This is a genomic window from Streptomyces umbrinus, assembly GCF_030817415.1.
GTDB classification, from domain to species: Bacteria; Actinomycetota; Actinomycetes; order Streptomycetales; family Streptomycetaceae; genus Streptomyces; species Streptomyces umbrinus_A.
Window position 1 is genome coordinate 5111655 of sequence record NZ_JAUSZI010000002.1, and the last position, 12573, is coordinate 5124227.

The 12573-nt window shown below is 71.1% G+C and carries 8 protein-coding genes; 3 read left to right on the plus strand and 5 right to left on the minus strand.

The window, feature by feature from the left end; translation table 11 throughout:
• The first annotated feature begins 251 nt into the window (after positions 1-251).
• Positions 252-3587: a S41 family peptidase gene (locus QF035_RS22230; RefSeq protein ID WP_307531330.1), complete on the plus strand. Its 3336-nt coding sequence runs from the start codon at positions 252-254 to the stop codon at positions 3585-3587.
• A gap of 273 nt (positions 3588-3860) precedes the next feature.
• Here the strand turns inward: QF035_RS22230 and QF035_RS22235 are convergent, their stop codons facing one another.
• The 4 genes from QF035_RS22235 to QF035_RS22250 form a co-directional block, all read right to left on the minus strand.
• Positions 3861-4112: a hypothetical protein gene (locus tag QF035_RS22235; RefSeq protein ID WP_307522229.1), complete on the minus strand. Its 252-nt coding sequence runs from the start codon at positions 4110-4112 to the stop codon at positions 3861-3863.
• Positions 4113-4197: 85 nt separating this feature from the next.
• Complete coding sequence (locus tag QF035_RS22240) at positions 4198-5082, minus strand: SDR family oxidoreductase (RefSeq protein ID WP_307522230.1); 885 nt, start codon at positions 5080-5082, stop codon at positions 4198-4200.
• Entirely contained in the window at positions 5079-6002 is a 924-nt protein-coding gene (locus QF035_RS22245) for an alpha/beta fold hydrolase (RefSeq protein ID WP_307522232.1), read from the minus strand. The genes QF035_RS22240 and QF035_RS22245 overlap by 4 nt, the downstream gene beginning before the upstream one ends.
• Entirely contained in the window at positions 5999-7528 is a 1530-nt protein-coding gene (locus QF035_RS22250) for a flavin-containing monooxygenase (protein WP_307522233.1), read from the minus strand. The genes QF035_RS22245 and QF035_RS22250 overlap by 4 nt, the downstream gene beginning before the upstream one ends.
• Positions 7529-7693: 165 nt before the next feature.
• Here QF035_RS22250 and QF035_RS22255 point away from each other — a divergent pair, with 165 nt between their 5' ends.
• The gene (locus QF035_RS22255) at positions 7694-8392 is read left to right on the plus strand and encodes a MerR family transcriptional regulator (RefSeq protein WP_307531332.1); all 699 of its coding nucleotides are present in this window, start codon (positions 7694-7696) and stop codon (positions 8390-8392) included.
• A gap of 153 nt (positions 8393-8545) precedes the next feature.
• A complete protein-coding gene (locus tag QF035_RS22260; protein ID WP_307522234.1) occupies positions 8546-8761 on the plus strand; it encodes a hypothetical protein in 216 nt (71 codons plus the stop codon).
• Between the two features lie 161 nt (positions 8762-8922).
• Here QF035_RS22260 and QF035_RS22265 read toward each other — a convergent pair whose 3' ends face one another.
• Positions 8923-12267, minus strand: a complete 3345-nt coding sequence (locus QF035_RS22265; RefSeq protein ID WP_307522236.1) for an AfsR/SARP family transcriptional regulator — start codon at positions 12265-12267, stop codon at positions 8923-8925.
• Between the last annotated feature and the right edge of the window lie 306 nt (positions 12268-12573).

Sequence of the window (12573 nt, forward strand, 5' to 3'; positions counted from 1 at the left end):
GCTCGAACGAAACTGTCTCGTACTCCTATGAAGGTACCCCATCCCCAAGCGAAACGAAACCGTTTCGTACGTGTGCTGCGTCACGGCTTCTCACCGGCTCCTCACCGACCTCTCACCGGCGCCCCACCCGGCCGCGGCACGCCCGTTCCGCCGGACCACGAGTTGCCGGGCCCCGCCCACCGGAAAAGCATGGGTGAGTGAGCGACGAGTTGGAGAACGCGACCGGAGACGGGCCCCCAGCAGGAGGGGCCGTGGACCACGGGGCGACCGGGGACGGCCGGGGCTCCGCCGCCTACCTGCGCTTCCCGCACCTCAGCGGCGACCGCCTGTGCTTCGCGGCCGAGGACGACCTCTGGGTGGCCCCCCTCGACACCCCCGGCCGCGCCTGGCGGCTGACCGTCGACCGTACGAAGGTGAGCCACCCGCGCTTCTCGCCCGACGGCCGGCACCTCGCGTACACGACCTGGCGCAACCTCGTGCCGGAGATCCATCTGGCGCCGGTGGACGGCGGTCCGGCCCGGCGGCTCACCTACTGGGGGAACGCCGACACCCAGGTCTGCGGCTGGTCGCCCGACGGCGACATCCTCGCCGTCGCCTCGCACGGCGAGCCCTTCTCATACTTCACCTGGGCCTACAGCGTGCCGGTCGACGGCTGCCCCGGCGGCAAGCTCCCGTGGGGCCCGGTCTCGCACATCGCGGTCGAGGACTTCGCGGGCGAGCGCCTGACCCTGCTGCTCACCGGCACGCCCCCGCACGAGCCCGCCGCCTGGAAGCGCTACCGCGGCGGCGCCACCGGCCGGCTCTGGCTGCACGGGCGGCGCATCCTCGCCGACCTCGACGGACACCTGGACTCGCCGATGTTCGTCGGCGGCCGCATCGCCTTCCTCTCCGACCACGAGGGCATCGGCAACCTCTACTCCTGTCTGCACGACGGCTCCGACCTGCGCCGCCACACCGACCACGACACCTTCTACGCCCGGCACGCCTCCAGCGACGGCACCCGGGTCGTCTACCAGTGCGCGGGCGACCTGTGGATCGTCGACGACCTGTCCCCCGAATCGCTCCCGCGCCGCCTCGACGTACGCCTCGGCGGCCCGCGCGCCGGACGCCGTACGTACCAGGTGCCGGCCGCGCAGCACGTCGACGGGATCTCCGTGGACGAGACGGGCCGGGCCTGCGCCGTCGTCGTACGCGGCAGCCTGTACTGGCTCACGCACCGCGACGGCCCGGCGCGCACGATCGCGGACACCCCGGGCGTCCGCGTCCGGCTCCCCGAGATGCTCGGCTCGGGCGGGCAGGTCGCCTACGTGACGGACGCGGAGGGCGAGGACGCCGTCGAGATCGCCTATCTGCCGCGCGCCAGCGGCGAACGCGAGCCGCGCCGGCTGGCCTCCGGCGAACTGGGCCGCGTCCTGGAACTCGTCTCGGACCCGAAGGGCGAGCGGCTGGCGATCGCGTCGAACGACGGGCGGCTGCTGCTGCTCGACGCGACGGAGGAGTCAGGGTCCGGGAGCACGTCCCGAACGGGGTCGGGGTCGGAATCAAAGTCGGGGTCGGGGTCGGGCGAGGTCACCGAGCTCATCCGGTCCATCAACGGGCCCGTGCGCGATCTGGCCTTCTCCCCGGACGGGGCCTGGCTGACCTGGTCGCACCCGGGCATCGGCCGCACCCTGCGCCAGATCAAGATGGCCAGGATCGAGGGGCCGGGCGCGCGCACGATCGTCGACGTCACCAACGGCCGCTTCGAGGACGAGAACCCGGTCTTCACCCGCGACGGCCGCTTCCTCGCCTTCCTCTCCTGGCGCGGCTTCGACCCGGTGTACGACGTCCACACCGGCGACCTCTCCTTCCCGCTGGGCTGCCGCCCGTACCTCGTCCCCCTGTCCTCGGCGACCCCGTCCCCCTTCGCGCTGAACCCCGAGGGGCGCCCGGCGGCCGGCGGTCTGGACCCGGTCGAGGACGACACCGGCGACGGCGCCACGGTGACCGTGGAGATCGAGGGCCTGGAGAGCCGGGTGACGCCCTTCCCGGTCACGGCGTCCAAGTACTCGGCGCTGTACCCGGTCGCGGGCGGCGGTCTGGTCTGGCTGCGCTGGCCGATCTCGGGCGCGCTGGGCGAGACGTTCGCGAACCCGGACGACACGAGCGGCCGTCCGACCCTGGAGTACTTCAACATCACCAAGGCGAAGAAGTCCGAACTCGTCGAGCACCTCGACTGGTTCGCGCTGAGCGGCGACGGCAGCCGGCTGGTCGTGGTCGACGAGGGCGACCTGCGCGCGGTCCCCTCCACGGAGTCCGGCGACGGCGACACGACCGTCTGGATCGACCTCCGCCGTATCCTCCACGAGGTGGACCCGGCCGCGGAGTGGCGCCAGGCGTACGCCGAGGCGGGCCGTCTCATCCGCGCCTACTTCTGGGCCCCCGACATGTGCGGCATCGACTGGGACGGGATCCTGGAGCAGTACCGCCCGCTCGTCGAACGGGTCGCCTCCCCCGACGAGTTCGCCGACCTGCTCCGCGAGGTGCTCGGCGAACTGGGCACCTCGCACGCGTACGTCACCGCCGCCCGCCGCAACGAGGGCCCGCCCCACTACCAGCGGGCGCAGGGCCTCCTCGGCGCCAACCTCGTACGGCGCGACGAGGGTTGGCTCGTCCAGCGCATCCTGCCCGGCGACTCCTCCGACTCCAAGGCCCGTTCACCGCTGGCCGGTACGGGCATCCGCGAGGGCGCGGTCCTCACCCACGTGGACGGCCGCCCGGTGAACCCCGTCCCGGGCCCCTTCCCCCTCCTCGCGGGCGCGGGCGGCACGACGGTCGAGCTGACGTTCACCCCGGCGGAGGGCGAGGGCCGCTCACGCCGGGTCGCGGTGGTCCCCCTGGTCGACGAACGCCCCCTGCGCTACCAGGACTGGGTGGCCAAACGCCGTGAGGTGGTACGGGAGTTGAGCGGCGGCCGCTGCGGCTATCTGCACATCCCGGACATGGGCGGCTCGGGCTGGGCCCAGTTCAACCGCGACCTGCGCATGGAGGTGTCGCGGCCCGCCCTCATCGTCGACGTACGCGGCAACGCCGGCGGCCACATCAGCGAGCTGGTCGTGGAGAAACTCACCCGCACGATCCTGGGCTGGGACCTGACCCGCAACGCCCAGCCGGTGTCGTACGCGTCCAACGCCCCGCGGGGCCCGGTGGTGGCCCTGGCCGACGAAATGACCTCGTCGGACGGCGACATGATCACGGCGGCGTTCAAGTTGCTGAAACTGGGCCCGGTGGTGGGCCAGCGCACCTGGGGCGGCGTCGTCGGCATGACCGGCCGCCACCGCCTCGGCGACGGCACCGTCATCACGGTCCCCATGAACGCCGCCTGGTTCGACGCGTACGGCTGGTCCATCGAGAACCAGGGCGTCACCCCCGACCTCGAAATCCTCCGCACCCCCCTCGACTGGGCAGAAGGCCGCCACGCCCAACTGGACGACGCAGTCCAACTGGCCCTGGACCTCCTGTCCCTCCACCCGGCAGCAACCCCACCGACCTACGAGAACACGCCGACGAGAACGCGCCCGAAGCTGCCGCCGAGGACACCTTCATAGGGGATGGACTCGTCAGCGGGGGGTTCCTTATTGACCGGGGCTGAGCCAAGTTTTTTGCCGATGCGGGGGTTCCTTCTTCACCGGAGCTCAGCCAAGTCTTTTCAGGGGCACGGGGGTCCTTCTCCACCGGGGCCCACCCAAGTCTTTCAGGGGCGCGGGGAACTGTGCGACCAGCCCCAACGCACCCGCACCCGCACCCGACGAACAACCCAGCACACACAAAAGCGCGGGGCGCCCTCCCGAAGAAGGGCACCCCACGCTCAGCAAGCTCGATCACATGTCGTAGTCCTGATCGAACCGCTCCTGCGCATCACGCGACGCCCGCTGCGCCTCATCCGGCGTCTGCCGCCCCGGCTCCTGACGCTCCCGCGGAGCCCGCTCACGCGACGCCCGCTCACGCGGGTCACGCGGCTCCTGCGGCTGCCGCCCGCGCTCGCTCGCCTCGTCGCGGCCGGCCTCGGCACGTCGACGCGCCTGCTCCTCGAGCTCCGCGGCCTTGTCCTGGAACTGGTCCTTCATGCCCATGAGATTCACTCCCGTAGTGGGTGGGGGATGGGGCCTCGACCAGATTCACACGGACCGACAAAGCGCGCATTTCGATCAGTAACGGTCAGTTACGCAGCGTGCTCCGTGCCTGCTCATCGGCCTCTCCCCCGGCCCCGACAAGCCCCTTCGGCACCCGCCCCACCCGCGGAGCGAACCGCCGCATCTCCCGCTGCCCCACCGACCCGATGAGCCCCGGCAGATACCCGCGTACACCCTGCATCCCCCGCAGCCACCACTGCCCGTACACATGACTGGACCGCCGCTCGATCCCGGCCACGATCCGGTCGACGGCCGGCCCGAGCGGATACGTCTTGCCGGCGGGCCACGGCAGCCGCTGCCTCAACTCCCGCATGACGTCGTCCTGATCGGCCCCGCGCACCATGTCGGTGTCGGTCCACGACAGATACCCGACCCCCACGCGTACGCCCTTGTACCCGACCTCGGCCCGCAGGCTGTGCGCGTACGCCTCGACGCCCGACTTGGACGCGCAGTACGCGGTCATCATCGGCGCGGGCGTGATCGCGGCGAGCGAGGCGATCTGCAGCAGATAGCCGCGGCTCTCCATCAGCACGGGCAGGAACGCCCGCGCGGTCATCGCCGACCCGATGAGGTTCACCTCGATGACCCGCCGCCACGTCTGCGGGTCGGAGTCGACGAACGGCCCTCCGTTGGCGACCCCGGCGTTGGCGACGACGATGTCGACCTTCCCGAACCGCTCCTTCACCTCCGCCGCGACCCGCGCCATCGCCTCGTGGTCGGTGACGTCGGCGTACCAGTGCCCGCTCTCGCCGTGCAGCCGCTCGGCGACCTGCTTCAGCGCGTCCGGCTCCAGACCGACGAGCGCGACCGTGGCACCGCGGGCGGAGAGCTTGCGGGCGAGGAGTTCCCCGACGCCCCGCGCGGCCCCCGTGACGACGGCGACCTGCCCTTCCAGGCTGACTCTGCTCATGCGCCCTCCTTCTGCTGGATCCGTACGTATGTGGAGACGAGTTCCCGTATCCGGGTGATGACCAGCGCGGGCGCCTCGACGGGGGTCATGTGCCCGAGCCCGGGCAGTTCGGTGGAACCGACACAGTGCGGCAGCGCGGCGACGAGGGCGCGCGCGTGCACGACGGGCGTCATCCGGTCGGCCGTGCCGACGACGACCGCGGCCGGCACGCCCAACTCCCGTACGCGATGGTCGAGATCGAGCGTGTCGAGCACGTGCGACCATGCGTACCGCACCTTGCGCGGGCACGCGTGCACGATGCGCGCGCAGGCCTCGACCATGCCGGGCGCCGAACCGGGCCCCATCGTCGCGTACTTGAGGATCCGCCGGGCGACCGGTGTGACGGGCCCGAGCGGAGCCCGCGACCCGAGAACCTTCCTGGTCAGCCAGATCCGCGACCGCCCGGCCCGCATCGGCACCACCAGCGACTCGGCGACCAGCCGCGAACTGCCCGTACTGCACAGCAGCACGGCGCCCGCGTGCTCCCGGAACCGGTCCCGCCCGGCCGCGGCCATCAGCGTCATCCCGCCCATGGGGTGCCCGGCCAGAACGGCCTTCTCCCCGGGCGCGAGCGTGGCGGCGAGCACGGCCTCCAGATCGTCGGCGAGCGCGTCCGCGCTGCACACGGGGTTCGCCGGACTGCGCCCGTGCCCCCGCTGGTCGTACGCGATCACGCGGTGGTCGGCGGCCAGGTCCCTGATCTGCGCCGCCCAGAAGGCGGTCGAACACGACCACCCGTGCGAGAGCACCACCGCGGGTGCCCCGTCGGGCCCGTGCACCTCGACGTGCAGCCGGGCCCCGTCGGCGGACACGGCGGTCAGCTCGCGGGCGGCGACGGGCGGGGCGTAGGGACCGTTCACCACATGCGTCAGCCGGCTCACGCGCCCGCCTCCACCCTCTTCTTCGTACGGCGCTTCGGTGCCGTCTCCGGCGCGGGCGGCGGCCGCAACAGGTCGTACTCCCCCAGGTCCACGCGCCGAGTCGCGCCACGGAACTCGGTGGTCGTGCCGGGCCAGATGGTGGTGTTGACGCCGTTGTCGTCGAGGTACCAGCTGGTGCAGCCGCCGGTGTTCCAGACCGTGCGCTTCATACGCTCCTGGACGCGGTGGTTCCAGGCGTCGACCGCGCCGGGCCGTGCGTCGAGGGCGGCCGGTCCGCCGAGCACCTCCAACTGCTTCACGTAGTCGGCCATGTAGTTGAGCTGGGACTCGATCATCAGGATCATGCTGGAGTTCCCGAGGCCGGTGTTCGGTCCGATGATCGTCATCCAGTTGGGGAACCCGGCCGCCGTCGCGCCCCGCAGCGACTTCATGCCGGACTGCCACGCCTCGGCGAGCGTCTTGCCCTCCGCGCCCACGACCCGGTCGGCGATCGGCATGTCGGTGACATGGAAGCCCGTGCCGAAGACGATCGCGTCGACCTCGGCCTCGGTCCCGTCGGCGGCCACGACGGTCGACCCGCGGACCTCGCCGAGTCCGCTCGCGACCACGTCCACATTGGGCTGCGCGAGGGCCGGGTAGTACGTGCTGGAGAGCAGGATGCGCTTGCAGCCGATGCGGTAGGACGGGGTCAACTTGGCCCTGAGCTGCGGGTCCTTGATCGCCCGGGCCATGTTCCGCTTGGCCAGTTGCTCGACGATTCCGAGCTCGTCGGGGCGCTTGGTGAACGCCTGGACCTGCAACTCCCGCAGGCCCCACAGGAGTCCGCGCCGGGCCTGCGAGGTGAAGGGCAGCTGCCGGTGGAGCCAGCGCTCGGCCCCGCTGATGGCCCGGTCGACGCGGGGCATCACCCAGGGCGGGGTGCGCTGGAAGAGGGTGAGCTTCGCGACGTCCGGCTGGATGCTCGGCACGATCTGGATGGCCGAGGCCCCCGTACCGATCATCGCGACCCGCTTGCCGCGCAGGTCGTAGTCGTGGTCCCAGCGGGCCGAGTGGAAGACCTTGCCGGGGAAGGTGTCGAGGCCGGGAACGTCCGGGACCTTGGGATCGGAGAGCGGCCCGGTCGCGGAGACGACGACGTCGGCGGTGAGCGTCCCACTGCTGGTCTCGATGACCCAGCGCAGCTTCGCTCCGTCCCAGGTCATCATCTTCACTTCCGAGTTGAAGCGAAGGTGCGACCGGAGCCGGAAGACGTCAGCGACGTGCTCCAGATAGGCGCGGATGTGCTCCTGCCCGGAGAAGGTGCGCGGCCAGTCGGGATTGGGCGCGAACGAGAACGAGTAGAGGTGGGACGGCACGTCACAGGCGCAGCCCGGATAACTGTTGTCCCGCCAGGTCCCGCCCACGCTGTCGGCCCGCTCCAGGACGACGAAGTCGGTGACGCCCTCACGACGCAACCGCACAGCGGCTCCGAGCCCACCGAATCCGGAGCCGATCACCGCCACCCGTACATGCTCGTGCTGGGTCATCCCGACGCCTCCATTGCCGCGTACGACGCTGCCGACTCCGCCAGTGAATACTGGCGCAATGGGAGCGTAGAGCAGCTCCATACCGATGGGTAGGGGTCCGGGGGAAGGAAAGTTACCGACGGTACGACATAGGCTTCCCGCGTGGCGGACAAGCGGGAGTACCGAATGGAGGAGCTGGCCAGGGAGGCCGGCATCACCGTGCGCACGCTGCGCTTCTACCGCGAGCGCAAGCTGATCCCGCCACCGCGCCGCGAGGGCCGCATCGCCTGGTACGACGAGGACCACCTCGCCCGGCTGCGCACGATCGCCGCCCTCCTGGAACGCGGCCACACCCTGAACGGCATCGCCGAACTCGCCGAGGCCTTCGACCACGGCCGCGACGTCGGCGACCTCCTCGGCCTGGGCGCGCCCACGGAGGAGACACCGGTCCGCCTGTCGCCGGAGGAACTGGCGGACGTGTTCGGCGAAGAGGCGACGCCGGAGAACCTGTCGGCGGCGCTCGACCTGGGCTACCTCGGCACGGACGGCGGCGAGATCGTCCACGTGAGCCGGCGCCTCCTGGACACATCGGCGGCACTGGTCCGCGAGGGCATCCCGCTCGCTGACGTCCTGGCCGCGGCCCGCCGCGTCCGCGACCACGCCGACGCCCTCGCCGAGCTGTTCACCGAGCTCGTCCTGACACAGGGCGGCCGAACGACGGACGACCTCAAGCGATTGCGGCCGCTGGCGAAGAGCGTGGTGGACGCGGAGGTGTCGATGGCCCTGGACCGAAAGCTGGGGAGACTGACGGGCGCCACTGGACCCGAGGAGCAGGCTCCGCCTCGCGCAGCGAAGGCGCGCCGATCCACGCACGAAGCACCTTGAACCGACGCAACTTCCCACAAACACCGTGAAGTTCACCCTTTCGAGTGACGCGAGGGAACAGAGGTGCGACCGACAGCTGTGTGGTCATAGGTTTCAGGGGCCCGGTCACCCCGACGGGAACTCCACCTGGAACGAGTAGGGAGAACTCCGAACTTGATTCACAAATCGCCCGTCCTTGGCACCGCCGCCGTGCTCCTTGCCCTGGCCACGGCGCCGGCGTCAGCCGCCGACGAACCCGCCACGGCGACCGGCCGCCAGAGCACGACGCAGGCCGCGGGCAACCAAGTGATGTGGTCCAGCAAGCAGTTGCAGCCCCAGCAGGTGATGTGGTCCGGCCAGTTGGCACAGCCCCAGCAGGTCATGTGGTGAAGCAGGTGACGAACGACTGAGGATCAGCGTGCGGCGACCGGGTTCCCCTCCTCGTGGGTGGGGAACCCGGTCGCCGACCGCAGCGAGGGGCCGCCGGGGGTTCGCGGGAGTTCGCCGGAGTTCGCCGGGGGGATCAAGGCTCCGTCGGCAGCCTCCGTGCTTCAGGAACCGGTGGCTCCCCAACTGGCGAGGAGACAGCGCAGTTCCTCCGCTTCCACGGCCGCACCGAGTCTCTGATAGAGCGCCAGCGCACGCTCGGCGTACGGCCGGGCCGAGTCGATTCCCCGCGCGTGAAGGTGCGTTCGGGCCAGTCCGGCCAGCGCGTGCGCCGAGCCGAGAGGGAAGCCGAACTTCTCCGCGATCCGCAGGGCACTCCCGTACGTCTCCAGTGCGACGCCCAACTGGCCCACCGTGCGCTGCGTGTCGGCGATACCCACAAGGGCGCGCTGGCGCTCGTACTGGTTGTCGATCCGCCGGGAGACCCGCTCCGCCGTGCTGAAGTGGCGCAGTGCCTCGTCCATCCGCCCGGACTCCGCACAGGCCGCGCCGAGACTGTTCAAGGCATTCACTTCGCCGACGGCGTCCTCACTGGCCCGGTGACTGGCGAGGGCGCGTCGGAAGCAGACCAGGGCCAGTTCCGGCCTGCCGGTGACGCGATGGACGGTCCCGAGGTTCGTATCCAAAATGGCCAGCTCCTGGCGCCCGCCGAAGCGGCGTGCCAAAGCCAGGGACTGCTCATAGTGGCTGCGGGCCTCTTCGTACAGCCCCTCGGCGAAGTAGATCTCCCCCATGTTGTTCAGGGCCTTCACCTGGCCGTGCGCGTTCCGCAGATCCCGGTGGATCTCCAGCATGGCCCTGAAGCGGTGCATCGCTCTGGCGTACTCGGCTCCGAAGATCAGGGCGGCTCCCTGCACATTGAGGCTCTCGGCCACGCCGTAGCGGTCACCGACCTGTTGGTAGAGCGCGAGAGCGCGGTCCAGTTCGTGCAAGGACATCTCGCCTCGCCCCGCCGCGAGATGGGCCCGGCCGATCTCGAAGAGAGCGTCGGCGCGACCGTGCACATCGTCCAGTTCCTCGAAGAGGGACAGCGCCTCAGCCGCACAGTGGAGTGCCTCGCCGTGGTTCTCCTGGGCCAGTACGTCCGCTCGCTCCACCAGCGTCTGGGCCAGCGCCTGATGGTCGTCCCCAACGCGGAGGGCGGCCAGGGCGGCGGCGTGGAACTCGGCCGTGAGATCCCGGACACCCCACAACTTCAGCGCATAGGCCAGCACATGGGGAAAGAGCGGGGCGAAGTCCGGAAAGTCGGCGGCGGCCGTTCGGGCCACGGCCAGCAGGTTCGCACGCTCCAAGGTGAGCCAGGCCGATGCCGCGTCGACCGCTTCGGCCTCGGCCCCGGGGCCGGCCTCAGGGCCGCTCTCGGCTTCGGGCCCGGGCCCGATTTCGGCACTGGTGAAGTCCGGTGCGCAGGAAGAGAAACGCTCCTGGCCGATGGGCCGTCTGCGGCGGCGCGGATACGCGAGCCGGTCGGCGCGGTCGGCTGCCGTGAGGTAGTAGGACATCAGGCGGCGGAGCGCTCCGTCCCGTGCCGTCGGCGGGTCCTCGGCGCGGCATAATCGCCCCCCGAACGCGCGGGCCAGGTCGTGCAGTTGATAGCGGTCGCGCACCGGCTCGTTGAGCAGGTGCCGGTCGAGGAGGTCGTCCGCCGCGCGGCGGATCTCCTCGGTGTCGGGGCCCCCGCACAGCGCGGTCGCCGCCTCCAGAGTGATGTCGGGGCCCGGGTGCAGCGCCAGATGGCGGAAGAGCAGCCGCGCGGAGGCGTCGAGATCCGAGTAGGAGAGCTGGAAGGCAGCGGCGACCCGTCGGTCGAATTCGTCCAGTCTGTCCCCGGCGCGCGTCAGCCGGTCGGCCACGTACTCCAGGTCCCAGGTGTCCCGGTGCCGGAACCGGCTCGCGAGCAACTGGACCGTGAGCGGATGGCAGCTGCACAACTCCACGACGCGGCGCAGTGCGGAGGTGTCGGAGACCCTCGCCGCGCCCACGATCCGAGCGAAGAGCGAGGCCGCCTCCGACACGGACAGCACGTCCAGCGGGACGGACATGGCGCCGTCGAGGCCGGCGAGCCGATTGCGACTGGCCACGATCGCGTGACACTCCGGCGAGCCGGGCAGCAACGGCCGCACCTGCTCGGCGTCGCGCGCGTTGTCGAGCACCACGAGGACGCGGTGGTAGGCGGTCCACTCCCGCCAGCGCGCGGTCCGTTCGTCGAGGGTCTCGGGAAGCGGATCGGGCACGCCGACGGTGTGCAGCAGGAAGGCCAGGGCGTCGGCCGGTTCGTACGGCGGCTGGTCGCTGTAGCCGCGCAGGTCGACGTAGAACTGTCCTGCGGGGTAGCGGGACCTCATCCGGTACGCGGCATGGATGATCAGCGCCGACTTGCCGACTCCGGGCATGCCGTGCACCACCGTGAGGGGCAGGGCTGTCCCGTTTCCCTCGGGGGACGAGACGGTCGCGGCGAGCATGGCCTCCAGCTCGCTCCCCCGGCCGGTGAAGTCCCTGGTGTCACGGGGCAGGCTGCTTCCCACGGGCCCCTTGTCCGCGGCGCCCGTCGGCCGTCGCGGGTCGCCCACGCCCGGATCTCGTACGGAGGATTCCTCGCCGGATTCGGCAGGGACCTGCTCGGGCGCCTCACCGGAGCCGGCAGGGACCGCCAGGGCGACGGGCGCCGGATCCCGCGGGGCCGGCTCCCGCAGGACGGGGTCCTGCCTGAGGACGCGGTGGTGCAGGTCCTGGAGGTCCACCCCCGGGTCGATGCCCAGTTCGTCGGCCAGTCGGCCATGGGTCTCCCGGTAAAGAGCCAGTGCCTCGCCGTCGCGGCCCGAGCGGTAGAGGGCCAGCATCAGGGCGGCGACGGCCTGTTGGGCGAGGGGATCGAGGGAGACCAGTTCGTGGAGTTCGCCGACGAGGTCGGCGTGCCGGCCCAACTCCAGTTCCAGGCGGATGCGTTCCTCCCGTACCCGCCGGTGGTCCTCGGTCAGCCGGGCCCGCGCGGAGGCGGCCCAGGCGCCGGTGAACTCCGCGAACGGCTCCCCGCGCCAGAGCGCCTGAGCGGCGTGCAGCAGACCGACGGCGTACTCCGTGTCGCCCCGCCCGGCCGCCGCACGTGCCTGCGCGCGCAGTTGTTCGAGGCGTACGAAGTCCACGTCGTCCTCGTGCTCGACGCGCAGCCGGTAGCGGCGCGGCGCCGCCCGCTCGACCAGCGCGTCGTCGCCGACGGCACGGTGGAGCCTGGTGCGCAGCCGCGAGAGATACGTGCGCAGCGCCTCCACGGGAGCCGCGGGCAGATCGTCGTCGTCCCAGACCCGCTCGACGAGCGTGTCCACGGAGACCGGATCTCCCCGGGAGTAGAGCAGGATCCCGAGGACGCACCGTTCCTTCAGCGAGCCGAGCGTGTACTGACGTCCCTGGTGCCACAGTTCGAGAGGCCCCAGCGCAAGGAGGTCCACCATCTCCCCCAGATGGTTCAGCCGCTTCCTCCCACTCACTGTCAGGGCACTGCCGGAACCGCCGGAGGGAGCGGAGCGGGGCGCACAGGCGCGTGAGGGGCGCATGCCAAGTCCGCGCACTCCCCTCAGGTGATCCGCAAGCTCTCCCGTACGGAGACTGCAAGGTTTCTGCAAGCCCGGCGTCCAGCCCCCGGGGCAGACAAGGACGGTGGGGCCGCACTGCCGCGAGCGGGTGGCCCCTCTTCAACTCACTGAGCCAACTCGCTTCAACTCACTGAGCCAACAAGGGAGTTGGCGTGACGGGGGAGT

Bases quoted from the DNA above. Each gene is read 5' to 3' on its own strand.
- QF035_RS22265 (WP_307522236.1), bottom strand. From the start codon at position 12,267: ATGGTGGACCTCCTTGCGCTGGGGCCTCTCGAACTGTGGCACCAGGGA.
- QF035_RS22235 (WP_307522229.1), bottom strand. From the start codon at position 4,112: ATGGGCATGAAGGACCAGTTCCAGGACAAGGCCGCGGAGCTCGAGGAG.
- QF035_RS22255 (WP_307531332.1), top strand. From the start codon at position 7,694: ATGGAGGAGCTGGCCAGGGAGGCCGGCATCACCGTGCGCACGCTGCGC.
- QF035_RS22250 (WP_307522233.1), bottom strand. From the start codon at position 7,528: ATGACCCAGCACGAGCATGTACGGGTGGCGGTGATCGGCTCCGGATTC.
- QF035_RS22240 (WP_307522230.1), bottom strand. From the start codon at position 5,082: ATGAGCAGAGTCAGCCTGGAAGGGCAGGTCGCCGTCGTCACGGGGGCC.